We start from the raw sequence: 22,848 nt of genomic DNA, 5'->3' as shown, positions 1-22,848 counted from the left end.
CCTTCATGTTCTCATTGAATCATGTTAGAATATTGAGAGCCTTATTTTTACGGAGGGATAACATTGAGTAATGATTTCAATTCTAAATCGCGTTCCGGTTACCGTGCGAAAAGAAAAAAAACCAATCTCGTTTTAAATAGTTTAATCATCATTGTGTTGCTGCTCATTATTTTTGTCGCTTATACTATTTTTCTATCAGGCGGTGATGAAAAAGCGGCTCCTAAGCAGCAGGATCCTAAAATGGAACAAAAAGATACAACCCATAAAGCGGACACGGAAAAGAAAAAAGATGAAGTTGTTCAAAAGGATGACAGTTCCTCTAAAAATGATTCCGAAGAGGAGCAAGAAAGTGAAGAAGCCTCTGTGCCTGAATCGACAGATGATTCCCAAGCAGTAGTTTCCGAAGACGGCACCACCATCGAAAACCCTGCGTGGAAACCTGTTGGCACAACCCAGACAGGGGATCATACTCCGGTATATAGTGGTGTTGATTGGGATGAAATGCTGAGTGCCATCTCATATGCCACTGGGGTTGATACAAGCAATATGACCGTTATATGGCTTGGCAAGGATCCTGCTAAAGCGAATGCTTCGGTAGGAACCATTTCTGCAAAAGATACAAAGGAAAAGTTTAAAGTATTCATCGAGTGGGTTGATGGTCAAGGATGGAAACCGACGAAGGTTATTAATGTAACCGGAGAGTAACAAACAAGGATGGGCCTGAAAAAAGGCACCATCCTATTTCTTTTTAAAATGAACAACCGCTGTGAAGTATGTTTGTCCATTTTCATTCACATGCATCTGGTGGGATACGGAATGGACTCCCAGCATAATTGCTCTATTTTCATCAATTTGTGATTCAATCTTTTTTTGTAATGTTTTTAGAGTAGTAGCCTCGAAAAATTCCACTTTATCCTCTATTAAGTCAAACTGAAAATTCACCATAAATCATCCTTTCTGTACATTATTTTAGTAATTTTTTATGATACTGACAATGTATTTGAATAAAGGGTTGAGGTATGATAACATGATTTTGGTTAAATTCATAGTATATTAATGGGGATTAAACACCCTATTACCTATTTGTAGAACATTATGAAAGAGGTTTAAGGAATGAAAATAGCTATCATCGGAGCAATGGAAGAAGAAGTTACCTTATTACGAAATAATATCGAGGGGCAAACACAGGAAACGGTCGCAGGTTGTGAATTTACATTTGGAAAGATGCACGGTGCAGATGTCATCCTTCTCCGTTCCGGGATTGGCAAGGTAAACGCAGCGATGTCAACGACCATCCTGCTTGAAAAATATCAGCCTGATTGCGTTATTAATACGGGGTCAGCAGGGGGCTTTAATCCTGCACTTAATGTCGGAGATGCCGTTATTTCAACGGAAGTCCGCCATCATGATGTTGATGTTACCGCATTTGGCTATGAATATGGTCAGGTGCCACAGCTTCCGGCAGCATTTGCAGCTGATGAAAAATTAATTTCTGTTGCTGAATCTGCTGCAAATGAACTTGAAAACTTCCAAATTGTAAAAGGATTGATTGTGACGGGTGATTCCTTTATGGAAGACCCAGTCCGTGTTGATTTTGTTCGTTCTAAATTCGAGGATTTACAAGCGGTTGAAATGGAGGCTGCAGCAATCGCCCAAGTGGCGCACCGTTTCGGTGTTCCATTTGTCATTATTCGTTCTCTTTCCGACATTGCCGGAAAGGAATCCGAAATTTCGTTTGATCAATTTATTGATAAGGCAGCGACTAATTCTGCTACGTTAGTGATGAAAATGGTAGCAGCACTCAAATAGCTTTTTAGGGGTGGAGAAATGCAAGTCTACAAAAATGTACATGAATTAATTGGGCACACACCAATTGTCGAAATTACACAGTTTTCTTTGCCTGAAGGTGTTCGCATTTTTGCGAAACTGGAGTTCATGAACCCTGGGGGAAGTGTCAAAGACCGGCTTGGAGTCGAGCTTTTACATGAGGCGTTTTCTAGTGGAAAACTCCGGGCAGGTGGGACTGTCATAGAGCCGACAGCCGGAAATACTGGGATTGGGTTAGCGCTTGCTGCCATCAATAAAGGCGTTCAAGTTATATTTTGCGTCCCTGAAAAGTTCAGTATGGAAAAGCAGGAAATCATGAAAGCGCTTGGGGCAAGAATCGTTCAAACACCAACGGAGAAAGGTATTAAGGGGGCGATTGCCAAAGCAGAGGAGCTCCTTCGAGAAATTCCAGGCTCCTATTGTCCGCAGCAATTTGCGAACCCCGCCAATCCTGCTACCTATTACAAAACATTAGGACCGGAACTCTGGGATCAACTCGATGGTGACATTGATATCTTTGTTGCCGGAGCTGGTTCAGGCGGTACGTTTACGGGAACTGCCCGTTATTTGAAAGAACAAAAAAAGCAGATCAAAACAGTCATTGTCGAGCCGCAGGGGTCCATTTTAAATGGTGGCGAATCTGGCCCACATAAAACCGAGGGGATTGGCATGGAATTCTTGCCTCCGTTTATGGAACCTGACTATTTTGACGCTATTCATACCATTGCTGATGATGATGCCTTTCATTACGTGAAAGAGCTGGCAGCTAAAGTGGGGCTGCTTGTGGGCAGTTCTTCTGGAGCCGCTTTTTATGCTGCCATGAAAGAGGCGGAAACAGCAAAAGCAGGGACAAACATCGTGGTTATTTTTCCAGATGGAAGTGAACGATATTTAAGCAAGAAAATCTTTGAAGGGGGTATTTAGAATGAGAAGAAAGACGAAATTGATCCATGGAGGCATTAGTGAAGATCCAGCAACAGGTGCTGTTTCTTTCCCAATTTATCAAGTGAGTACGTATAAACAGGAAGGTGTCGGCGGCCATAAGGGCTTCGAATATTCCCGTACTGGAAATCCGACCAGACATGCGCTTGAAGAGCTGATTAAGGAAATCGAAGGCGGTAAGGCGGGATTTGCTTTTGGTTCTGGTATGGCGGCGATTACAGCTGTGATTATGCTGTTTAACAGCGGTGATCACGTTATCTTAACGGATGATGTGTACGGCGGCACATTCCGTGTCATGACCAAGGTGTTGAATCGGTTCGGAATCGATGCAACCTTTGTTGATACAAGTAACTTAGATAATATTAAAAGTGAAATTAAACCAAATACACGGGCCGTTTATTTAGAAACACCGACAAACCCGCTTTTGAAAATAACGGATATTAAAGCGGCAGCGGAGATTGCAAAAGAACATGGTCTTTTAACGATTGTTGATAATACGTTCTCGACTCCATTTTGGCAAAATCCGATTGAGCTTGGTGCTGATATTGTTCTTCATAGTGCGACGAAATATATTGGCGGTCATAGTGATGTTGTGGCGGGACTAGTGGTAGTAAACAGTGATAAGCTTGCCGAAGACCTTCATTTTGTCCAAAACTCAACAGGGGGTGTTCTAGGGCCTCAGGATTCATGGCTGTTAATCAGGGGAATCAAAACATTAGGGATTCGCATGGAAGAAACGGAAACGAATACAAAGGCGATTGTTAGCTTCTTACAAGACCATAGTAAGGTGAAGAAGGTATTTTATCCTGGACTTGAAACACATCCGAATCATGAGATTGCCATGAAGCAGGCAAGAGGGTTTGGAGGCATGGTTTCGTTCGATGTTGGCAGTGCAGAGAATGCGGACCAGTTGTTAAGCAAAGTGAAATATTTTACCTTAGCTGAAAGCCTTGGTGCGGTTGAAAGCTTAATTTCAGTTCCTGCAAGAATGACCCATGCCTCAATTCCGGTAGAAAGACGTGCAGAACTAGGCATCACAGAAGGCCTAGTCCGTATCTCCGTCGGACTTGAAGATATTGAAGACCTAATCGAAGATCTTACACAAGCATTAGAGTAGTTATAATAAAAATAGTGTAAAAAGTGTAAAGGGTGTCAGGCACCATGTGAAAATTTTTTCACATGGTGCCTGTTTTACGTGGGTCGAGCCTTTTTTTAATAAATTTATTCAAAAAGGTTTACAAAGTAATGGTACGTGGATATAATTACCGTAGTAAGTAAAAAATTCCAAAGGAGGTCGAAGAAAATGATGTTACTTGCAATCAACAATGGCGGTGCCGCTGTAATGAAAACTGTATATTTGAATATTTCGCATTCGACCAGACTGGAATGGATTGCTTAACACTTTGTTACAATACATATCCATGCCGCAGGGAGAATGACGCCCTGTGGCATTTTTGTGTCTAAAAAAGGCCGGCCGCAGGGGAGTGACTTCCTGCGGCCTTTTTATGCCCTTTTTTCTCGCAAAATGGATATGTCTGGAATATGGTGAAGATGTTGCTGGATTAAAAAGAAGAGATCAGTTAAAGGAGGTGGTAGACATGACCCTAAATATCTTATTTTTCTCAATCACCATAAAAAAACGAAAGATGAGTCTGGAAGAAGCGGTTCAACAGGAAATGGTTGAAAAACTATATGACGAAGCGAAAGAACGCCAAATTTCGATGCATCATTTCATGTAATAATCCTTTAAAAAAGGAAGTGAATCAAATTGACACTTAATATATTCTTTTTAACGATAACCATTCGTAAACGAAAAATGAGTCCTGAAGAGGCCACCCATCAAGAAATGGTTGAAAAGATTTATGAACAGAACAAAGAACGCCAAGCATCGATGTTCCGGATTATGTAGGCAGTAAAAAATAATACAATTTGAAAGGTGGTTTTAATTATGTTGTTTTTTCTAATGCAAGGACGAGGGGCTAGTTTGTGGTATATGAAGGATACCACCTAGCCGAACGAAAAATAGGAGGTAACAAAAATGCCGCTTCATATTTTATTATTGTCACTCATTTTTAAACCAAAGAAAAAAGAATCGAAATGACCCCATTGTTTTAATGTGCTTTGTTAACAAATTGTTCACTTTTCCCTCAGATAGTTACGGTGAAAACATGATAAATTGAAGATATAGAAATGCATGATTTATCTAAGGGGTGGAGAATTATGTTCATGATGGTGATAGCTTTAATTATTACTGGGGCAATCGGCTGTGTAATTTCAGCAGAGGTAAGTGTAGAATAGAAATAAAGCATCGGCTAAGTTTTTATCGCCGATGCTTTTCTTTCGTTCCTTTTATTGCTTCTCAGTTAGCTCCAAGAACTCGTCAATATCATCAAGACAGATGTGTACGGCCTTCTCCCAGAAGTCCTTCTGAGTAAGATCAACCTGCAAATGTTTCTGCGCAAGTTCCTCGACTGTCATTGAAGCCGTGTCACGCAATAAAGCAATATACTTTTCTTCATATCCTTTTCCTTCTTCCAGTGCCTCAGCATAAATACCGAGCGAGAACAGGTAGCCAAAGGTATAAGGGAAGTTATAAAACGGAACACCGGTAATGAAGAAATGTAGCTTAGAAGCCCAGAATAATGGGTGATATTCTGCTAAGGCATCACAGTATGCTTCTTTTTGCGCCTCAAGCATCAACTCATTTAATTTTTCTACCGAAACGGTTCCTAGTTTTCTTTCCTCATAAAGATGAGTTTCAAACAAGTAACGGGCATGAATATTCATTAAAAGGGCAACCGTTCTTTGGATTTTGTCATCTAAAAGAACGAGCTTTTCTTCTTCATTTTTTGCGTTTTTTACAGCTGCATCGGCGACAATCATTTCCGCAAAGGTGGAGGCGGTTTCTGCCACGTTCATTGCATAATTACAGTTAAGGAATGGAACATCTCTCATTGTAAAAGAATGAAAGGCATGCCCAAGCTCATGTGCCAGTGTCGAAACATTTGAAGGTGTCCCGGAATACGTCATGAAAATTCGCGATTGTTTACTTTCAGGGAAATCGGTACAAAAACCTCCGGGTGCTTTGGCGGGGCGATCCTCAGCCTCAACCCACTGCTCCTCGAACGCATTCTTCGTAAAAGCAGCTAATTTATCGCCAAAAAGAGCAAAATTCTCTTCAATAAATTTGGCTCCTTCTTGATAAGAAACCTTTGATTCTGTTTTCCCGTATGGTGCTTCTAAATCAAACCAGCTCAATTTATTCAAGCCTAGAAGCTTTGCTTTACGATCCAAATAGTGTACAAGCTTCTGTTTATTTTCCGAAATAACTGCCCACATCGTTTCCAGTGTTTCTTTTTTCATCCGATTAATGCTGAGCGGTTCCTTTAAGACATCTTCCCAGCCTCGTTTTTTATAGACATTCAAACGAAACCCGGAAAGATGGTTTAATGTTTTGGCTAGGAAATCTGCTTGCTCTCCCCAAGACTTTTCCCAATTTTTAAAAACTGCTGAACGGACGTCGCGGTCGGAGCTGGAGAATTTATTGAAGGCTTGACCAACAGAAAGCAGTTTCTCCACTCCTTTTTCCATATAGGAGACTTTGATCTTGCTAACGATTAAATCATACAGTTGACCCCAGCTGTGATAACCATCCACTTCAAGGGCGCTGATTAAGGCTTCCTCTTCTTTAGACAACTTCTCCTGCGCTTTTTCACGACTTTCCGTTAACACAAAAGCGAGCTCCGTTAACGATGGGGCGCTTACAATTTGCTTCCATGCCTCATCATCAATCGTTGTCAGTAAATTGTCTAATGACCCCAGTGCTGTCTGGAACGTTGCGTTTAAGTGTGTTATTTTTGCGTCAAGTGAATAGGCTTTTTTATCTTCGGTATTTTGTGCAAGTAAACAGCCAACAAAGGCACCTGCCTGAATTAACTTTTTTGCGGAGCTTTCTAAATCCGCAAGTAATTCCTGCAAATACTTGGCGTCCTCAAGTGAACTAACCGGTGTCCAGTTATTCACCTTTGATTCGAATTGGTTGATCAGTTCCTCTGTTTGAAGAAGATGATCCTGTAACTCCGGGGAATCGCTTCCGCCCTTGAAAAAAATATCTAGATTCCAGACTTCAGAATATGTAGTTGCAGTCATTATCAGTACCCCCTTTAAATATGTACCTATTTATTATATGTCTACCTTTTTAAAAATTCTATATTTTGTGCATTTCAAAAGAAAAATGGCTCATGCTTAAGCGCATAAGCCGGATATTGCCCCTAATAATAACAGGAATACCACCACCAGGCGCCAAAGATAAATAATAGAATAAACAGAACAATGATGACTGCAAACCATATCCCGCCGCGTACATATGGACTAGGATAAGCAGGATAGGGTGCTGGGTATCCGAAGGCAGATGGATATCCGTATGGCATCAAGATTCCCCCTTTCCCCTTTTATAGTAGCGTATGAGCCCTTATTACTTACTGTGTAGGCAAAAGTGTATGTCCACTAGACACCAATAAAGATTTTTTGATAAAGGCATTAGGAAATGGTAAAGGGCAATTAGTTGACAAGCTTGTTGTGTCTAGGGTATATGTGAATGGGTATCTCATAGATTTTGATGAAGTTTTTCGGGAGGATAAAAATGAAGGGTAAAATAAAAATGATTACGGTCATCCTTTTGGGAGTACTATTAATCGTGGCCGGCTGCTCGAAAAAGAGTGAGGAGCCAAAACAGACAAAGAATGAAAACAAGACTGTCACCAAAACAAAATTTGACATTATCGAGGCGAAATCATTTAAGTTAAAAAATATCCGCGGGATTGGCTATCCAGGAAATGACAATGCCTTATATGTCGCAGCGAATGATGGGTTAAAAATGTACAAGGATGATTTGTGGTATGAAACATCAGCCAATCACCATGACTATATCGGATTTCAAGCAGTGGAAGCAGGTTTTATTGCCAGTGGGCATCCCCAAAAAGGGACGAATATAAAGGATCCCCTTGGATTAGTAAAAAGTACGGATAAAGGGGAGACGCTAGAAAAATTAGCCTTCTATGGGAATGCTAACTTTCATTTTACCGCGGCAAGCTTTTCTGGGAATGGCATGTATGTAATTAGTGAGGAGCCGAATGATAAGTTAAGTCTAGGCGTGAACTATTCTACTGATAATGGTAACTCGTGGAAAAAGAGCGGCCTTAAGGAGTTTAACGCCGATTCATATGGGATGATGGCGGTTCATCCGGAAAACGGTAATACATTCACGATGGCAACTAGGTCCGGTATCTATTATTCAATTGATAACGGAAATACAATGAAACAAATTACAGACCCTATTATGGTAACCGCATTAACATTTAGTGGGGATTCCATTTTATTTTCAAGTGTTGAAAACGATAAAATCTTATTAAAGACGATTAATCCTTCGTCGGGAGAACAACAAAACTTGACCTTTCCGTTTCTAGATTATGATAATCCCATTACCTATTTGGCGGTAAATCCAAAAGACAAAAACCAAATCGCCTTTACAACCTATAAAAATGATTTATATGAATCCAATGATGGTGGTCAAAATTGGAAAAGGCTTTTGGAGAATGGAAAGTAAAAACTCGCCCAGTAGGCGAGTTTTTACTTTCCTATCATTACCCCTTTTTCTTTCGTTCCTTTTCAGCTCGGTAAAATTCATGAAACATTTTCATCAGTGCCCGTTTTTCAATTCTTGAGACATAGCTTCTAGAGATCCCCAGTTCTTTCGCGATCTCACGCTGTGTTTTTTCTTTTTGCAAATCAAGACCAAACCGACCAATAATGACTTCCTTTTCGCGATTATCCAGCACTTCGATATATTTTTTGATCTTTTCAAGCTCCATGTTCAGTTGAATCGTATCAATGACGTCCTCTGATTCAGATTTTAGGACATCAATTAATGAAATTTCATTTCCTTCTTTATCCTGGCCAATCGGGTCGTGCAGTGAAACATCCTTTTTTGTCTTCTTAAGCGCCCGTAAATGCATCAGAATTTCATTTTCAATACATCGTGCGGCATAAGTCGCAAGCTTTGTGCCTTTCCCCTCTGAGTAGCTCTCTATGGCTTTAATTAAACCAATCGTTCCAATTGAGATTAAATCTTCGGAATCCTCCCCGGTATTTTCGAACTTTTTTACGATATGTGCAACCAATCTTAGATTGTGTTCGATTAACATATTTCTTGCATGCGGATCCCCTTCTGCCATTAACCGTAGATACTTTCGTTCATCAGCAGCAGATAGGGGCTGCGGGAAGGCATTATTTTTTACATATGAAACAAGAAATAAAAATTCCTTCATTAAATAACCGAGAGCTGTTAAGATTCCAGACATCCACATCCACCCCCGTGCTTTATTTGGACTAAAACCCATTAATAATTCCTATGAGGAAAACAGAAAATTGTGTCTGTCCCGAAATTTTTTTTTGATGAAAAATAAAAATAACCTTAGCGAGCTAAGGTTAAATTTGCATTTCTTTATACTTTTTTAAGTTTAAACGAACTAACCATCAGGAAGGATAGAATGATCATTATAAATAAGAACGTTTGTGATGGTAAATAGGGAATAGCTAAAAAGCTTAAGGTTGCCAAGCAGCCCGCGGCTGTAATCGGTAACCCGGTAAAATACCCATTGCTTTCTGTAATATTGAAACGTGCTAATCGAAATGCGCCACAACCGATGTAGAATACAGTAAAAAAAGAACCCGGACCACCAAATTCATATAAAATTCCTTGATATAGTAATAGTGCAGGTGCTACACCAAATGATATAATATCACTCATGGAATCTAATTGTTTGCCAAGTTCTGATTCAATATTAAATTTTCTGGCAATCATACCGTCAAAGCGATCTGCTAAAGCAGCAATAAAAATGAGGAGCAGGCTTAGACGTAAATTTCCGTGCATCCCGAAGACAATCGCAAATCCGCCAAGTGATAAATTTGTTAAGGTGATGACATTAGCTGTTTGGGATTTCAGCTTTTTTATTGTTTGATCCAATACGTCCAATAAAAACATTCTCCACACCACTCCTTTCTTTACGAGAGGGGAATCATTTGTTTTGTTTACTCTATAATATTTAATTCTAAGCGTTTTATGTCTTTTCGTAAAGAGTATTTTTACACTATTTGGGGGTATTCCAATGATACAGGGGTTTTATCGTCTTTTGATTGAGTTAACGAATGGTAGGTGGACATCGGGTGTCTTAAAGAAGTTTGCCCGTTCTCGTGTCAGCCGTTTTGTCGTGCCGTCCTTCGCTAAGGTCTATCATTTGAATCAAGAAGAAATGGAGAAAGGCTTGTCAGAATATCCTACCCTTCATGATTTATTTGTGAGGACATTGAAGAAAAATGCCAGGGAAATTGATAAAGGCCATGATACTGTTGTCAGCCCTGTCGATGCTGTCATGGAAGACGTTGGTTCGATTAAGGAGACTAGTGAAATTGTCGTTAAAGGGAAGACTTATTCAATTGAAGAGATGCTGAGTAATCGAGAGCTTTTAGCAAAATACCAAAATGGTACATACATGGTTCTGTATTTAAGTCCCAGTCATTATCACCGCATTCACAGCCCAGTGAACGGAAACGTTACCAAACAATGGTCACTTGGAAAAAAATCATACCCAGTGAATAAACTAGGGTTAAAATATGGGCGCCGAACTCTAGCTAAGAACTACCGGATGATAACAGAAGTTAAAACAGAATTTGGGCATGTGGCCGTAGTCAAGGTTGGCGCCATGTTTGTTAATTCGATTGAAACTACACATAAGGGATCCGAATTAGTAAAGGGCGAGGAGATGGCATACTTTAGCTTTGGGTCTACCGTTGTACTGCTTTTCGAAAGGAAAACATTTAAGCTTGATTCCACAATAAAGATCCCAAAGGAATTGAAGGTAGGGGAGAAAATTGGAACTTTGAGCAAATCGGCCATACGCCGCTGACCAGGGCGCTTCCGCTTTTCGGATAAAAAGAAAAGCCCATAAAGGGCTGAATTAATAGGTTAGGATGTTCGTTTAATTTTAATGTATAAAGAACGTCGGTGAATTTCGGACTCAATGAGACCAATAAATTCAGGGCTTAGATTTAATTCTCTTGCTTTGTAATAAGATTCGATTAATAATTCATCTGACAGTTTCCGCATGTCAGAATCCACCTCCGGTAAAAAATAATTGTTCTATTTCATCATTTGGATTCATAAAATGGTATGTTCAATTGGTGTACCCTAAATCTACCAAATTTATTCCTATTGGACAATCACCAGGATTTTCCACAGGTTCTAGTGGATAACTTGTGATTAATCTGTTTATAAAGTAAAGAAATGTAAATGATTCAATGGGTATAATGTTAATAAGGTTATCCACAGACCGCGAAAAAGTAGATATTTGTCGAAAAATATTTTTTTATTTTATTAAACCGTCATATTTTTGAAATAAATGTATTTTTTATTTAATGGTTTTGTGATTGACTATCATGTATTGTCAAGAATTGAAGAACAATAAGATATCGAGTTTTCCTTTGAATCAAAGGGTGAAATTGGGTATGATGGTACAAGAATAGATGAATGCCACCGTTCTTGAATGTGTAAAAGCAATTTTATTTAGAATTATAATGAGGTGTCAGCTTAGTGTTAAAACAATTTTTACCGAATGAACATGTGAAAAGCATATTGGATATTTCTCCTGCGGAGTTAAAGTCTCGTGGGATTAAAGGGATTATTACGGATCTGGATAATACGTTAGTGGAATGGGATCGTCCGACAGCTACTCCAAGTTTGATTAAATGGTTTGATGAAATAAAACAACAAAATATCCTTGTGACGATTGTGTCTAATAATAATGAAGAAAGAGTGAAAGCTTTTTCTGATCCCCTGCAAATCCCGTTTATTTTTCGGGCAAGAAAGCCGATGATGCCTGCGTTTCAAAGGGCTATCTCGCAAATGGGTATTAAAAAAGAAGAAGCCGTTGTCATTGGGGATCAATTATTAACGGATGTACTCGGCGGTAACCGCAGTGGTTTTCATACCATTCTCGTTGTCCCCGTTGCGCAAACGGACGGGTTTTGGACAAAATTTAATCGCTTTGCAGAACGGAGAATATTAAATTGGTTCCGCAAAAAAGGCATGCTTCAATGGGAGGACTAAACTGTGAGTGAACAACAATATGTATGCATGGGCTGCGGCATCAAAGTTCAAACTGAAAACCCAGAGGACCTGGGATATGCGCCAGCCTCGGCATTAGAAAAAGAAACGATTATTTGTCAAAGATGTTTTCGGCTAAAGCACTATAATGAAGTGCAGGATGTCAATTTAACGGATGATGACTTTTTAAAAATATTAAATGAGATGGGCAGAACAGATGCCCTAATTGTCATGATTGTTGATATTTTTGATTTTAACGGTAGCTGGCTTCCTGGTTTACATCGGTTTGTTGGACATAACAAGGTTTTACTTGTTGGAAACAAAGTTGATTTACTGCCAAAATCCGTGAAGCATAACAAATTAATTCATTGGATGAAACACGAAGCTAAGGAATTGGGGCTAAGGCCCGAAGAGGTGTTCCTTGTCAGTGCGGCTAAAGGGGTCAATGTGAAAGAAACAGCAGCAGCCATAGACGAATTGAGGAATGGGAAAGATGTATATGTCGTCGGCTGTACGAATGTAGGAAAGTCTACGTTTATTAATAGAATTATTAAGGAAGTAACTGGGGAAGCGGATGTTATTACCACCTCTCATTTTCCGGGGACAACCCTTGATATAATAAAAATCCCACTTGATGATGAGAAATCATTAATTGATTCACCAGGAATTATCAACCATCATCAAATGGCTCATTTTGTTGATAAAAAGGATTTAAAAATAATCACGCCGAAAAAGGAAATCAAACCAATGGTGTTTCAGCTAAATGAGGGACAAACCTTGTTCTTCGGTGGTTTAGCCCGGTTTGATTATATTAGCGGCGGCAGAAGATCTTTTGTTTGTTATGTTTCCAATGAATTAAATATCCACCGGACGAAAACAGAGAATGCAGACGAGCTTTATGTGAAACATGTCGGGGAAATGCTGACACCACCGGGGCCGGAACAAGTAGAGTTATTTCCGGAGCTTGTGAAACAGGAATTCTTCATAAAAGAAGCGAAAACGGATATTGTCTTTTCGGGACTTGGCTGGATCACAGTAAACGAGCCAGGGGCAAAAGTGGCAGCCTATGTTCCAAAAGGTGTACAAACGTTAATCCGAAAATCTTTAATATAAGATAGAGATTGTAAATTGGGTGGGGAGAGGCAAATGAGAAAATTGTATGCTGTATTGGGGGATCCGATTGGACATTCCATGTCACCGGTTATGCTAAATGATTTATTTTCCTTTTATCAAGTGGATGCCCATTATCTTCCTTTTCAAGTAAAGGCAGAGGATTTGGGAGAGGCTGTTAAGGGCTTAAAAGCCCTTGGTGTCGGCGGGTTTAATGTAACCATTCCACATAAAAGTGCGATTATTCCCTATCTTGATGTTGTTGATGAATTAGCATTAAGCATTGGTGCCGTCAATACTGTGGTCAATGAGGGCGGAAAGCTCATAGGCTATAATACAGATGGTCCCGGATTTTTAAGAAGTTTGAACCCTTTCGTCCCCAGCGTATCGGATCAAAGAATTTTGTTGATCGGTGCTGGGGGAGCTGCTCGAGGGATTTATTTTGCCTTGGCCAAGGAGAAACCGCTTGTGATAGACATTGCAAACCGGACTCTTGAAAGGGCCATGCATCTCATTGCGGAGTGTCCTTATGATAGTCCCTCAAAGGCGTTATCCTTACAGGAAGCAAGCAAAAATATAGGGGAATATGATTTAATTGTCCAAACGACGATGATCGGTATGTCCCCGAAAATAGCGGAGCAGCCACTTAGTTTGGACAATTTAGCTAAACAGTCAGTCGTTTGTGATATAATATATAATCCGTTAGAAACGCAGCTTTTACGAGATGCTGCTTCAAAAGGGGCAAGAACCCAAACCGGTGTCGATATGTTTGTCTATCAGGGCGCCCTTGCTTTTGAAAAATGGACTGGAATATTTCCTAATGTCGGAAGAATGAGAAACAATGTGTTAAAACAACTAGGAGGAAACCAATGTTAACTGGTAAACAAAAAGGATTTTTACGTTCAAAGGCCCACCACTTAGATCCGATTTTTCAGGTTGGGAAAGGCGGCGTAAATGAAAATATGATTAAACAAATCGCAGATGCACTGGAAGCAAGAGAACTATTTAAAATTAGTGTTTTGCAAAACTGCGAGGTAGATAAAACAGAAGTTGCCGAGCAATTGGCAAAAGGAGCCGGTGCAGAAATCGTGCAGATTATCGGAAACACGATTGTCCTTTATAAAGAGTCTGTGGAAAAGAAAACAATCAAACTTCCATAATAGAGCAAAGGGTGGCTGTCGCATGAAGAAGGTTGGAATATTGGGCGGAACTTTTAACCCGCCGCATAACGGACATCTTTTGATTGCTAATGAAGTTCTTTCCGAATTACAGCTCGATGAAATTTGGTTTATGCCAAATCACGAGCCGCCGCATAAAAAAAGGCCCGAATCTGTCAGGGACGAGGAGCGCCTAAAAATGCTTAAGCTTGCGATAGAAGGGAATTCCGCTTTTTCTATTCAGGCGATCGAGCTTGAACGTGAGGGTCCTTCGTATACGGTTGATACTATAAAAATGATTAATACCGAACATAAGGACCATCAATTTTATTTCATTATCGGAGCAGATATGATTGAATATTTACCGAAATGGCACAAAATTGATGAACTTGTAAATATAGTTCAATTCGTTGGGGTTCAAAGACCGTCCTATAGTCATCATACAGATTACCCTGTTCTATATGTTGATGTTCCGGCATTCGATGTGTCATCAAGTATGATTAGGGATCGTATGAAGTGCGGACAAACGGTTCGTTATTTATTACCCGATCCAGTGATTGAATATATTGAGGAGAAACATTTATATGGAACGTGAAAAGGCTTTAGAACTGGTTAAGAAACAATTAACAGCACATCGGTACCAACATACTCTAGGGGTCATGGAAACGGCAATCACCTTGGCCATTCAATATGGAGCAGATGAAAAAAAAGCAGAAGTTGCCGCCATTTTTCATGATTATGCGAAATTTCGCCCGAAGGATGAAATGCGGGAAATTATTGTTGCTCAGGGTTTCCCTGAGGATTTACTGGTGTTTAATTCGGAATTATGGCATGCCCCTGTCGGCGCTTATCTGGTGGAAAAGGAAGCAGGCATTACAGACCAAGAAGTCTTGGATGCTATTCGCTACCATACTGCCGGGAGGCCCTGCATGACTATACTTGAAAAGGTTATCTATTTAGCTGATTATATCGAACCGGGAAGACATTTTCCTGGTGTCGATGAAGTGAGAGAGATGGCGAAGGAGAGTTTAGATAAAGCGTTAATTAAGGCTGTTCAAAATACCATCCTATTTTTAATGAAAAAAAACCAATCGGTATACCCGGAGACATTTTATACGTATAATGACCTTGTCACTAAACTGGAGGCTTGATGAATGGAGAACCAAGAACTTTTAAAAATTGCTGTAAAAGCGGCGGACGATAAACGAGCTGAAGATATTCTGGCTCTTAATATGAATGGGATTTCCTCAATTGCGGATTACTTTATTATCTGTCATGGTAATTCGGATAAACAGGTACAGGCAATTGCTAAAGAAATGAAGGAAAAGGCACAGGAATTCGGTTATGATGTGAAGAGGATTGAGGGTTTTGATGAAGCAAGATGGGTATTAATTGATTTAGGTGATGTTGTAGCCCATGTCTTCCATCGTGAGGAAAGAAGCTATTACAATTTAGAACGCTTATGGGGCGATGCACCGCTTGTAGACCTTCGTAGTGAGCTGAATACATGAGTTATGAACAGTTTGCCTATTTGTATGATGAACTAATGTTGGATGCCCCGTATAATGGATGGGTACAGTTTGTCAAGGACATACTCGCGAAGTATAACCATAGGGGGACCCCGCGATTGCTGGATTTAGCCTGTGGTACAGGTGAGCTCTCTGTTCGTTTTGCTAAAGAAGGCTATTTAGTAACCGGGGTTGATTTGTCAGAGGATATGCTTGCTGTAGCACAAGCAAAGGCTGAAGATAAAGGAGTAAGGATTCCTTTTTTTCAGCAAAATATGGCTGATTTGGATGGTCAGGGACGGTTTGATGTGATCGGCATTTTTTGCGATTCATTAAATTACCTTTTAACCGAAGAAGAGGTAACCTCTACATTTGCAACTGTTTTGGACCATTTGGACGAAGATGGAATCTTCATTTTTGATGTTCATTCAATCTTTAAAATGACCCAAGGCTTCATTAACCAAACTTTTGCATTAAATGAGGAAGAAGTATCTTATATTTGGAACAGTTTCCCCGGTGATCATCCGAATAGTGTTGAACACGAGTTAAGCTTTTTCGTTTTGGATGAACAGACAAAGAAATATGACCGCTTTGATGAAGTTCATTTTCAACGAACATATCCTATAGAGCAATATTCAAATTGGTTGGAATCTGCCGGCTTTAAAGTACTGGAGGTCGCTGCTGACTTCGAACATAGTTCGCCGCTTGCACATTCTGAGCGAATCTTTTTTGTTGCTAAGAAAAAGTAGAAAAAGCCATCTTTTTTTTAAAAAAGATGGCTTTTTTAGAAGGATTTTGTCAAATTAAAGCGAATTAAGATTAGAGAATTGAATCTCCACTTTATCCAAATCTTCTTTGAACTTTGCATGTGTTGCTTGAAAAAGGTGTTCAAACGTATCCCCTAGCTCGTTATCAAGGACTTTTATTCCCTCACCCGTTATACCGCCCTTCACACAAACTTTTTCCTGTAATGATGGTAAAGTATAGTGGCCCTGTTTTAATAGTTCACCAAGGCCGACAATCATTTCACTAGCAAATATGGTGGCAGTCTCCTTATCAATTTCCGTCTCTTTTACAGCTGCTTGAATGAAACGCTGAAGCAGATAGCTGAAAAATGCAGGTCCACAGCTTACGATATCAGAGGCAACCCTGGTTATGTTTTCATCGATACAAACTGGCACAGATAGCTTCGAAATTAATTTCTCTACTTTTTTCCTCCAATGATCACTACAGTTATCTCCATATGTTAGTAATGACACCCCAGATAATGCACGGTTGGTGATACTTGGGATCACCCGGACCGTTGAACAAGATACCTTTTTTTCAATCTGGCTTGTACTGACGGGACTCGTTATTGAAATAATGCATTTTTCAGGGCTTAAATATGGATTGATCCTGTCCAGCATAGTAAATATGTCAAGTGGTTTCACACAAATAAATAACAAATCAGATTGAGACGCTACCTCTTCTGCATTCGCCCCAACCCTAATTTCCTTATATTTATCTTTAAGCAGCAAGGCTTTTGATTTTGTTCTGTTTGTAATGATCATTGAAGAAGGGGAAATGGCTCTTCCGTCAATCAAAGCCTCTACCATAATGGTCCCCATATTTCCGGTTCCGACGACACCTATATTCATGTTCCGACCCTCCTTCGCATGCAATATTCTTTTATAACCATATGAAAAATGGAAGTAAAATATACCTTTGAAAGGATGGATTCTCTTGAAAGACTGGCTGATTGAACATAAACTAGCCGTGATTGCCGTTATTTTTATTGTTGGTGGAAGTCTTTATTATTTTTATGCTCTGGATAATGTGGAGCCCGTTCCGATGAATTCTATTGTTGAAGAAAATAATCTCCAAACAGAGGGAAAGGAACCCGTCGATCGTACAAAAACAAATGAAGCTGCTAAACTGCCAGAAAAAATCATGGTCGATGTAAAGGGGCAGGTAAAACTACCTGGAGTATACCAGTCAAATATTGGAGAGAGGGTAATCGATGTGATTGGCAGGGCGGGGGGGTTAACAGAACAGGCTGATCAAGCTCAGGTGAATTTTGCCGAACATGTGCAGGATGAAATGGTGATTTACATTCCAGCTATGGGGGAGGATGGAGAAGCCGCAACAACAGGCTCATCCGGGGAAGATAGACTAGCATCAAGCGCTGCTAGTCAAGGCAAAGGGAAAATTAATATTAATAAAGCGGATGAGCAGGAGTTACAAAACCTTCCCGGTATTGGACCGGCAAAGGCTACCGCGATTATTGAATATCGGAATACCAGCGGTTCCTTTAAAGAAGTCGAGGATTTAAAAAATATAAGCGGTATCGGGGATAAGACGTTTGAAAAGTTAAAAGATCTAATAGTGGTTCATTGATCCTTTCATTTGACCGAAAAGGACAAAGACCAGTAAACTTACTATATAGAAATTTTTTGGGAGGGAAACTGAGTGTCTCGTAAAGATTGGGATGAATATTTTATTGGAATTGCAGAAGCTGTTGCGACTCGTTCGACCTGCCCCAGGTTACATGTAGGATGTGTGTTAGTCAAGGATAACCATATTATTTCAACTGGTTATAATGGATCTATCCATAGACATGACCATTGTGAAGATGTTGGATGTTTACTTACACCGGATGGTAGATGTATTCGCACTGTGCACGCTGAGGAAAATTCAGTTTTACACTCTGACCGTGATCTAATAAAGGGGGCAACTGCTTACGTAACGCATGAACCATGTGAAAAATGTTCTAAGACTTTAGCACAAGCGGGCATTAGTAAGATTGTATTTAAAAATGCCTATCCTAATAAATGGAATGAGTATTTTTTAAAGGATATTGAAGTCGTTCATTATATTAAATGAGTTTTTGTTGGTAAACGAACGTATACAGATTGCTCTTGAAAAATTGGGTACCTTTATAAAAACACATAATGGAGAAAAAACAATGAATGGAAAATATCTTTATTTTGCCCTTTCAGCTTTATTAGGCGTTCTAACCGCTCTTGTTATGTTTCTTCCTTTTCTCCTATTAACAATTATTTATCTTTATTTATTAACAAAATATAAACGATTCCGCGGTGGTCAACTTTTAACTGTTATCCTCCTTTTTACTGCTCTTTTCCTGGCGGGGGAATGGACTGAAATCAATCATAAATCGATCATCACGGAATCGGATACCAAGCTCATTATTGAATACACCCAAGATCCAAAAATTGATGGTGATCTCCTACAAGTGCAGGCAGTAGAAAAACAATTCCAGGAAAAACTTCTCATCCGTTACCAAATGAAATCTGAAAAGGAAAAAGAGTTTTTGAAGAATAAAAGTTTTTTTCGTTGCGTTTGCAGGGTGTCAGGCACCATGGAAAAACCAGCCATAGCCAAAAATCCAAATGGATTTAATTACCGTTCCTATCTGTCTTCAAAAGAAATTTATTGGATTTTAGAGATGAATGAAAATCCGCTTCAATCGTGTTCCCCATTGAAATCATCCCCAATCATGTTAATTAAACAACTTCGTTTTTCCGGGGTCCGTTTCCTTGAAGAGCATTTTCCACCGGAAATAGCCTCATTATCTGCAGCATTAATTTTTGGCGACAGGAATATGCTTGATCCTGAATTACTGGGGGATTACCAAAAAACAGGGATTGTTCATTTATTAGCTATTTCTGGCCTGCATGTTTCCCTGCTTATCGGAATGGTTTTTTATATGGGGATTCGTTGTGGGCTTACCAGACAATTCATGACCAATTTTCTTTTAGTTTTGCTGCCCGTTTATGTCATCCTAACTGGGGGCTCATCATCCGTTATCAGGGCTGCACTAATGATTTTCCTAGTCTTGATTACGATTAAATGGAAACGCCGTCTAAAGCTTTTACCACTTGATGCAATTAGTTTGGCATTAATCGTCTGTTTATTTATTACTCCATTGGTGATATTTGATGTTGGTTTTCAGCTTTCCTTTTCCGTTAGCTATGCAATAATTCTTTCAGCCCCGCATATCCTAACTGGTTACCAGGGAAACGGGGTACGAATGCTGATTACATCGGTAACAGCACAACTTGCTGCATTGCCATTATTGCTCTACCATTACTTCGAAATATCAATGATTGGTATTTTAGCAAATCTGCTGTATATCCCGCTTTTTTCTTTTGTCTATCTACCGGGACTATATGTACTGTTTTTCTTTCAACTTCTGTTCAGACATACGCCGCAAATTCTTATTGGCCTTTTTTTAAAAATCATTCACCTATTCAATTATTTGATTGGGACTCTAGCAGATTTCCCCCTCGCCCATTTCATACCTGGAAAACCTCACCTAATTATTCTCATCATTTACCTTTTCCTTATATTTGCTGTTTTTTACAATTGGGAAGCAGGTGTATATTCGAAAAAGCTATTTTTACTAGCTGCCATCCTATTTACTGTTCAACCTTTTTGGAACTGGGTAAATCCTTATGGAGAAGTGACCATGATTGATGTTGGTCAGGGAGATAGTATTTTGATCCATCTCCCACATGGAAAGGGTAACTATTTAATCGATACTGGTGGAACAATAAGCTTTGCTGAAGAAAAGTGGAGGAAGCGTTCCAAACCATTTGAGGTGGGACGGGATGTGGTACTTCCTTATTTAAAAGGAAAAGGAATTACACAAATTGACAAATTAATCCTTACACATGGGGATATGGATCACATTGGCGGAGCCCTATCCATTTTAACTGAGCTTAAGGTGAAGCAAATTCTAATGCCATCTATGACTGAACCGTCTACCACAGAGCTTGCTATCATCAAGGAGGCAAGGAAACAAGGAATTCCGGTCTTTAAAGTTTCAGTGGGTGATCAATGGAAAGAAAATAAAAGCGAATTCTTCGTCCTGTCTCCTGAAAAAAACTTTACCGGCGAAAGGAATAGCGGATCGATTGCTTTCGTTGCCCGTTTAGGGGGAGTCAGATGGTTTTTTGGCGGGGATCTTGATCAGGAAGGGGAGGAGAAAATAATAAAAAAATATCCTCATTTGACAATAGATGTTCTAAAAGCAGGTCATCATGGAAGTAAGACATCGAGCAGTGAGATTTTTATCAAGCATATTAAACCGAAAGTAGCGCTCATTTCTGCCGGTGAAAATAATCGTTTTGGTCACCCACATCAAGAAGTATTAGATCTTTTAAAAGAAACAAATAGCATTATTTTTCGTACTGATCAGCAAGGGGCGATTACCTACCGTTTTTATCATGGGAAAGGAACCTTTTCAACCTATCTGCCATAGTATAATGTATTCTAATAAAAAAGAACTGCACTTCATTGCAGCTCTTCGTTACCATATGTAGCTATTCATTATGAACCAATTAGCTTAACAACAGTTGCAATAATAAACATTAAAGCGAAAACACCGAAGGAAACCCCAAATCCAATTCCAGAATCAATCGCATCGTTACGCGTATATTGCGGATTTTTTTCAAATTCGTTCATAGTGCACCCCTCCTATTTCATCCTATAGTATAAGCCATTTGTTTGAAAAAATCCAGCTTTCCTTTTCTTGCTTCCTATATTGACAAGAGTTGTCAATATAGTATGACTCGGCAAAGGCTACACTATGATTACAAAAGGAACTCCGCCAGACAATACATGACCATAGGGGCATATATTGCAGGCGTTCATTATAGATCGGGAATTGGCACTTATTAGATAAGTGCTAATTCTCATTAAGTACTTGTCAAATTGTCCAAGCTTCATTACGATAAGATATGAGGGAGATGGACAAAATGGTAGTAGATATTTGGCGGAAAATTAAACAAAACGAAATTTCTCCTTTATATTTAATATATGGAATAGAGGCATTTTTAATAAATGAAACAAAACAATTACTGCTTAACCATATTTTAGACGAGGAAGAAAAGGACTTTAACTTTTCTGCATATGATTTAGATGAAACACCCATTGATGTGGCATTAGAAGATGCCGAAACCTTTCCTTTTTTAGGGGAACGTAAGGTTGTTTTTTTACATAATCCCACCTTTTTAACTGCGGAGAAATCAAGGGCGAAGGTGGATCATAATTTAGTGAAATTTGAGGCTTATCTGAAGGAGCCTGCTCCATATACGGTGCTAGTTATTTCAGCCCCTTATGAAAAATTAGATGAACGAAAAAAAATAACCAAGGAACTAAAAAGAAATGCAGAATTAGTTGAGGCCAAAAAATTAAATGAACATGAATTGAAAAATTGGGTAAAAGAACGAATTAAGGGCAGCGGTATTGAATTTGAGGCAAATGCGATTGAGCATTTGCTTACGCTTGTGGGCACAAATATGTTTATGCTAGCTGGCGAAGTTGACAAATTATCTTTATATGCCGCTGAGGAAAAGCGTGTTGATGTGCATTTGGTTGACAGGCTTGTGGCTAGGTCACTTGAACAAAATATTTTTACCTTGATTGAAAAAGTAGTACAGCGCCGGCTCGATGAGGCGTTACGCATTTATTATGATTTGTTAAAACAAAATGAAGAACCAATCAAAATTTTGGCGTTGCTGGCCGGTCAATTTAGGTTGATTTATCAAGTAAAGGAGCTTTCAAGAAGAGGTTATGGGCAGCAACAAATTGCCAGTTATTTGAAGACGCATCCTTTCAGAGTAAAACTTGCACTTGGACAAGCTGGTAAGTTTACCGACGAAGAATTATCAAACTTAATGAACCTTATTGCCGAAGCAGACTTCCAAATGAAAACGGGCGGGATGAATAAATCATTATTGATCGAGATGTTATTATTTAGGTTAAAAAAATAAAAAAAAACGATTCCTCTAGTGGGAATCGTTTTTTTGTGCTTATTAAAGAGCGTTTGATTTCTTCATTAGACGTGATTTTTTACGAGCAGCAGCATTTTTGTGGATAAGACCTTTTGCAGCAGCCTTGTCTAATTTACTAGCAGCAGTAACTAATGCTTCTTTAGCAGCAGTAGCGTCGTTAAGAGTAACAGCAGCTTCTACTTTCTTAACAGCTGTACGCATTGCAGATTTAGCAGTTGTATTTTGAGCATTTTTAGCTTCAGTTGTTTTTACACGCTTAATAGCAGATTTAATGTTAGGCATTCCATTCACCTCCTACAAAGAATCGAGACTATATGAACTCGACTGTACATTCATCCATAATAATT

At 39.3% G+C, this 22,848-nt stretch carries 29 protein-coding genes; 20 read left to right on the top strand and 9 right to left on the bottom strand.

Annotated elements, in window-relative coordinates; translation table 11 throughout:
- Positions 1-63 precede the first annotated feature (63 nt).
- On the top strand, positions 64-705 hold the full coding sequence (locus tag G6554_RS03210; RefSeq protein ID WP_166238684.1) for a YrrS family protein: 642 nt from the start codon (positions 64-66) through the stop codon (positions 703-705).
- Positions 706-738: 33 nt separating this feature from the next.
- Here G6554_RS03210 and G6554_RS03205 read toward each other — a convergent pair whose 3' ends face one another.
- On the bottom strand, positions 739-945 hold the full coding sequence (locus G6554_RS03205; RefSeq protein ID WP_207627496.1) for a DUF2536 family protein: 207 nt from the start codon (positions 943-945) through the stop codon (positions 739-741).
- A 168-nt stretch (positions 946-1,113) separates the two neighbouring features.
- Between G6554_RS03205 and mtnN the strand changes: the two genes are divergently transcribed.
- The 5 genes from mtnN (at position 1,114) to G6554_RS03180 (ending at position 4,678) form a co-directional block, all read left to right on the top strand.
- Positions 1,114-1,809 (top strand): 5'-methylthioadenosine/S-adenosylhomocysteine nucleosidase, encoded by a 696-nt coding sequence (mtnN, locus tag G6554_RS03200; RefSeq protein ID WP_166238682.1) that lies wholly within the window; start codon positions 1,114-1,116, stop codon positions 1,807-1,809.
- A gap of 18 nt (positions 1,810-1,827) precedes the next feature.
- A complete protein-coding gene (locus tag G6554_RS03195) occupies positions 1,828-2,751 on the top strand; it encodes a PLP-dependent cysteine synthase family protein (protein WP_166238680.1) in 924 nt (307 codons plus the stop codon).
- Between the two features lies 1 nt (position 2,752).
- On the top strand, positions 2,753-3,886 hold the full coding sequence (locus tag G6554_RS03190; protein WP_166238678.1) for a bifunctional cystathionine gamma-lyase/homocysteine desulfhydrase: 1,134 nt from the start codon (positions 2,753-2,755) through the stop codon (positions 3,884-3,886).
- Between the two features lie 328 nt (positions 3,887-4,214).
- Positions 4,215-4,508, top strand: a complete 294-nt coding sequence (locus G6554_RS25675; protein ID WP_347564274.1) for a YrzI family small protein — start codon at positions 4,215-4,217, stop codon at positions 4,506-4,508.
- 29 nt (positions 4,509-4,537) lie between these two features.
- Entirely contained in the window at positions 4,538-4,678 is a 141-nt protein-coding gene (locus G6554_RS03180; RefSeq protein WP_166238676.1) for a YrzI family small protein, read from the top strand.
- A 440-nt stretch (positions 4,679-5,118) separates the two neighbouring features.
- Here the strand turns inward: G6554_RS03180 and G6554_RS03175 are convergent, their stop codons facing one another.
- Both G6554_RS03175 and G6554_RS03170 read right to left on the bottom strand, forming a co-directional pair.
- Positions 5,119-6,918, bottom strand: coding sequence for a M3 family oligoendopeptidase (locus G6554_RS03175; protein ID WP_166238674.1), 1,800 nt, complete (start codon positions 6,916-6,918; stop codon positions 5,119-5,121).
- 122 nt (positions 6,919-7,040) lie between these two features.
- On the bottom strand, positions 7,041-7,199 hold the full coding sequence (locus G6554_RS03170; protein WP_166238672.1) for a hypothetical protein: 159 nt from the start codon (positions 7,197-7,199) through the stop codon (positions 7,041-7,043).
- Between the two features lie 212 nt (positions 7,200-7,411).
- On the opposite strand from G6554_RS03170, the gene G6554_RS03165 reads away from it, so the two are divergent.
- Positions 7,412-8,374 (top strand): F510_1955 family glycosylhydrolase, encoded by a 963-nt coding sequence (locus tag G6554_RS03165; RefSeq protein WP_166238670.1) that lies wholly within the window; start codon positions 7,412-7,414, stop codon positions 8,372-8,374.
- A 37-nt stretch (positions 8,375-8,411) separates the two neighbouring features.
- On the opposite strand, the gene sigK is transcribed toward G6554_RS03165, so the two are convergent.
- Both sigK and pssA read right to left on the bottom strand, forming a co-directional pair.
- Positions 8,412-9,128: an RNA polymerase sporulation sigma factor SigK gene (sigK, locus tag G6554_RS03160; RefSeq protein ID WP_166238668.1), complete on the bottom strand. Its 717-nt coding sequence runs from the start codon at positions 9,126-9,128 to the stop codon at positions 8,412-8,414.
- 143 nt (positions 9,129-9,271) lie between these two features.
- The gene (gene pssA / locus G6554_RS03155; protein WP_166238666.1) at positions 9,272-9,811 is read right to left on the bottom strand and encodes a CDP-diacylglycerol--serine O-phosphatidyltransferase; all 540 of its coding nucleotides are present in this window, start codon (positions 9,809-9,811) and stop codon (positions 9,272-9,274) included.
- A 124-nt stretch (positions 9,812-9,935) separates the two neighbouring features.
- Here pssA and G6554_RS03150 point away from each other — a divergent pair, with 124 nt between their 5' ends.
- Positions 9,936-10,733, top strand: a complete 798-nt coding sequence (locus G6554_RS03150; protein ID WP_166238664.1) for a phosphatidylserine decarboxylase — start codon at positions 9,936-9,938, stop codon at positions 10,731-10,733.
- A 59-nt stretch (positions 10,734-10,792) separates the two neighbouring features.
- Here the strand turns inward: G6554_RS03150 and G6554_RS03145 are convergent, their stop codons facing one another.
- Entirely contained in the window at positions 10,793-10,933 is a 141-nt protein-coding gene (locus G6554_RS03145; protein ID WP_166238662.1) for a sporulation histidine kinase inhibitor Sda, read from the bottom strand.
- 483 nt (positions 10,934-11,416) lie between these two features.
- On the opposite strand from G6554_RS03145, the gene G6554_RS03140 reads away from it, so the two are divergent.
- The 8 genes from G6554_RS03140 to G6554_RS03105 are packed head-to-tail and all read left to right on the top strand — an operon-like array spanning position 11,417 to position 16,453.
- Positions 11,417-11,932, top strand: a complete 516-nt coding sequence (locus G6554_RS03140) for a YqeG family HAD IIIA-type phosphatase (RefSeq protein ID WP_166238660.1) — start codon at positions 11,417-11,419, stop codon at positions 11,930-11,932.
- A 3-nt stretch (positions 11,933-11,935) separates the two neighbouring features.
- A complete protein-coding gene (gene yqeH / locus G6554_RS03135) occupies positions 11,936-13,042 on the top strand; it encodes a ribosome biogenesis GTPase YqeH (protein WP_166238658.1) in 1,107 nt (368 codons plus the stop codon).
- 33 nt (positions 13,043-13,075) lie between these two features.
- Positions 13,076-13,915: a shikimate dehydrogenase gene (aroE, locus tag G6554_RS03130; protein ID WP_166238656.1), complete on the top strand. Its 840-nt coding sequence runs from the start codon at positions 13,076-13,078 to the stop codon at positions 13,913-13,915.
- Positions 13,909-14,199, top strand: coding sequence for a ribosome assembly RNA-binding protein YhbY (yhbY, locus tag G6554_RS03125; RefSeq protein WP_166238654.1), 291 nt, complete (start codon positions 13,909-13,911; stop codon positions 14,197-14,199). The genes aroE and yhbY overlap by 7 nt, the downstream gene beginning before the upstream one ends.
- Before the next feature lie 22 nt (positions 14,200-14,221).
- A complete protein-coding gene (locus G6554_RS03120; protein ID WP_166238652.1) occupies positions 14,222-14,791 on the top strand; it encodes a nicotinate-nucleotide adenylyltransferase in 570 nt (189 codons plus the stop codon).
- A complete protein-coding gene (gene yqeK, locus G6554_RS03115; protein ID WP_166238650.1) occupies positions 14,781-15,347 on the top strand; it encodes a bis(5'-nucleosyl)-tetraphosphatase (symmetrical) YqeK in 567 nt (188 codons plus the stop codon). Before G6554_RS03120 ends, yqeK begins: the two co-directional genes overlap by 11 nt.
- Positions 15,348-15,350: 3 nt before the next feature.
- Positions 15,351-15,707 carry a ribosome silencing factor gene (gene rsfS / locus G6554_RS03110; protein WP_166238648.1) on the top strand — a complete coding sequence of 119 codons (357 nt, stop codon included), beginning with the start codon at positions 15,351-15,353 and terminating at the stop codon, positions 15,705-15,707.
- Entirely contained in the window at positions 15,704-16,453 is a 750-nt protein-coding gene (locus G6554_RS03105) for a class I SAM-dependent DNA methyltransferase (RefSeq protein WP_166238646.1), read from the top strand. The genes rsfS and G6554_RS03105 overlap by 4 nt, the downstream gene beginning before the upstream one ends.
- A 54-nt stretch (positions 16,454-16,507) precedes the next feature.
- On the opposite strand, the gene comER is transcribed toward G6554_RS03105, so the two are convergent.
- Entirely contained in the window at positions 16,508-17,341 is an 834-nt protein-coding gene (gene comER / locus G6554_RS03100) for a late competence protein ComER (RefSeq protein ID WP_166238644.1), read from the bottom strand.
- Between the two features lie 85 nt (positions 17,342-17,426).
- On the opposite strand from comER, the gene G6554_RS03095 reads away from it, so the two are divergent.
- The 3 genes from G6554_RS03095 to G6554_RS03085 all read left to right on the top strand — a co-directional run bounded on the left by G6554_RS03095 (position 17,427) and on the right by G6554_RS03085 (position 20,967).
- On the top strand, positions 17,427-18,080 hold the full coding sequence (locus G6554_RS03095) for a helix-hairpin-helix domain-containing protein (protein WP_242637747.1): 654 nt from the start codon (positions 17,427-17,429) through the stop codon (positions 18,078-18,080).
- A gap of 72 nt (positions 18,081-18,152) precedes the next feature.
- The gene (locus G6554_RS03090) at positions 18,153-18,566 is read left to right on the top strand and encodes a deoxycytidylate deaminase (RefSeq protein WP_166238642.1); all 414 of its coding nucleotides are present in this window, start codon (positions 18,153-18,155) and stop codon (positions 18,564-18,566) included.
- An 82-nt stretch (positions 18,567-18,648) separates the two neighbouring features.
- Positions 18,649-20,967 carry a DNA internalization-related competence protein ComEC/Rec2 gene (locus G6554_RS03085; RefSeq protein ID WP_166238640.1) on the top strand — a complete coding sequence of 773 codons (2,319 nt, stop codon included), beginning with the start codon at positions 18,649-18,651 and terminating at the stop codon, positions 20,965-20,967.
- Between the two features lie 68 nt (positions 20,968-21,035).
- On the opposite strand, the gene G6554_RS03080 is transcribed toward G6554_RS03085, so the two are convergent.
- Positions 21,036-21,170 (bottom strand): YqzM family protein, encoded by a 135-nt coding sequence (locus tag G6554_RS03080; protein WP_166238638.1) that lies wholly within the window; start codon positions 21,168-21,170, stop codon positions 21,036-21,038.
- 293 nt (positions 21,171-21,463) lie between these two features.
- Between G6554_RS03080 and holA the strand changes: the two genes are divergently transcribed.
- Complete coding sequence (gene holA / locus G6554_RS03075) at positions 21,464-22,480, top strand: DNA polymerase III subunit delta (RefSeq protein WP_166238636.1); 1,017 nt, start codon at positions 21,464-21,466, stop codon at positions 22,478-22,480.
- Positions 22,481-22,522: 42 nt separating this feature from the next.
- Here holA and rpsT read toward each other — a convergent pair whose 3' ends face one another.
- Positions 22,523-22,783 (bottom strand): 30S ribosomal protein S20, encoded by a 261-nt coding sequence (gene rpsT / locus G6554_RS03070; RefSeq protein WP_166238634.1) that lies wholly within the window; start codon positions 22,781-22,783, stop codon positions 22,523-22,525.
- Positions 22,784-22,848 lie beyond the last annotated feature (65 nt).

The organism is Bacillus sp. MM2020_4, from assembly GCF_011250555.1.
Lineage (GTDB): Bacteria > Bacillota > Bacilli > Bacillales > Cytobacillaceae > Neobacillus.
The sequence above is the reverse complement of the archived record's forward strand: the minus strand, read 5'-3'. Positions and strand labels throughout refer to the sequence as shown.

What these genes read in the sequence shown, in the direction of transcription:
- G6554_RS03205 (WP_207627496.1), bottom strand. Translation starts at nt 945, where the DNA reads ATGGTGAATTTTCAGTTTGACTTAATAGAGGATAAAGTGGAATTTTTC.
- mtnN (WP_166238682.1), top strand. Translation starts at nt 1,114, where the DNA reads ATGAAAATAGCTATCATCGGAGCAATGGAAGAAGAAGTTACCTTATTA.
- G6554_RS03195 (WP_166238680.1), top strand. Translation starts at nt 1,828, where the DNA reads ATGCAAGTCTACAAAAATGTACATGAATTAATTGGGCACACACCAATT.
- G6554_RS03190 (WP_166238678.1), top strand. Translation starts at nt 2,753, where the DNA reads ATGAGAAGAAAGACGAAATTGATCCATGGAGGCATTAGTGAAGATCCA.
- G6554_RS03175 (WP_166238674.1), bottom strand. Translation starts at nt 6,918, where the DNA reads ATGACTGCAACTACATATTCTGAAGTCTGGAATCTAGATATTTTTTTC.
- G6554_RS03170 (WP_166238672.1), bottom strand. Translation starts at nt 7,199, where the DNA reads ATGCCATACGGATATCCATCTGCCTTCGGATACCCAGCACCCTATCCT.
- G6554_RS03165 (WP_166238670.1), top strand. Translation starts at nt 7,412, where the DNA reads ATGAAGGGTAAAATAAAAATGATTACGGTCATCCTTTTGGGAGTACTA.
- sigK (WP_166238668.1), bottom strand. Translation starts at nt 9,128, where the DNA reads ATGTCTGGAATCTTAACAGCTCTCGGTTATTTAATGAAGGAATTTTTA.
- pssA (WP_166238666.1), bottom strand. Translation starts at nt 9,811, where the DNA reads ATGTTTTTATTGGACGTATTGGATCAAACAATAAAAAAGCTGAAATCC.
- G6554_RS03150 (WP_166238664.1), top strand. Translation starts at nt 9,936, where the DNA reads ATGATACAGGGGTTTTATCGTCTTTTGATTGAGTTAACGAATGGTAGG.
- G6554_RS03145 (WP_166238662.1), bottom strand. Translation starts at nt 10,933, where the DNA reads ATGCGGAAACTGTCAGATGAATTATTAATCGAATCTTATTACAAAGCA.
- aroE (WP_166238656.1), top strand. Translation starts at nt 13,076, where the DNA reads ATGAGAAAATTGTATGCTGTATTGGGGGATCCGATTGGACATTCCATG.
- yhbY (WP_166238654.1), top strand. Translation starts at nt 13,909, where the DNA reads ATGTTAACTGGTAAACAAAAAGGATTTTTACGTTCAAAGGCCCACCAC.
- G6554_RS03120 (WP_166238652.1), top strand. Translation starts at nt 14,222, where the DNA reads ATGAAGAAGGTTGGAATATTGGGCGGAACTTTTAACCCGCCGCATAAC.
- yqeK (WP_166238650.1), top strand. Translation starts at nt 14,781, where the DNA reads ATGGAACGTGAAAAGGCTTTAGAACTGGTTAAGAAACAATTAACAGCA.
- rsfS (WP_166238648.1), top strand. Translation starts at nt 15,351, where the DNA reads ATGGAGAACCAAGAACTTTTAAAAATTGCTGTAAAAGCGGCGGACGAT.
- G6554_RS03105 (WP_166238646.1), top strand. Translation starts at nt 15,704, where the DNA reads ATGAGTTATGAACAGTTTGCCTATTTGTATGATGAACTAATGTTGGAT.
- comER (WP_166238644.1), bottom strand. Translation starts at nt 17,341, where the DNA reads ATGAATATAGGTGTCGTCGGAACCGGAAATATGGGGACCATTATGGTA.
- G6554_RS03085 (WP_166238640.1), top strand. Translation starts at nt 18,649, where the DNA reads ATGAATGGAAAATATCTTTATTTTGCCCTTTCAGCTTTATTAGGCGTT.
- G6554_RS03080 (WP_166238638.1), bottom strand. Translation starts at nt 21,170, where the DNA reads ATGAACGAATTTGAAAAAAATCCGCAATATACGCGTAACGATGCGATT.
- holA (WP_166238636.1), top strand. Translation starts at nt 21,464, where the DNA reads ATGGTAGTAGATATTTGGCGGAAAATTAAACAAAACGAAATTTCTCCT.
- rpsT (WP_166238634.1), bottom strand. Translation starts at nt 22,783, where the DNA reads ATGCCTAACATTAAATCTGCTATTAAGCGTGTAAAAACAACTGAAGCT.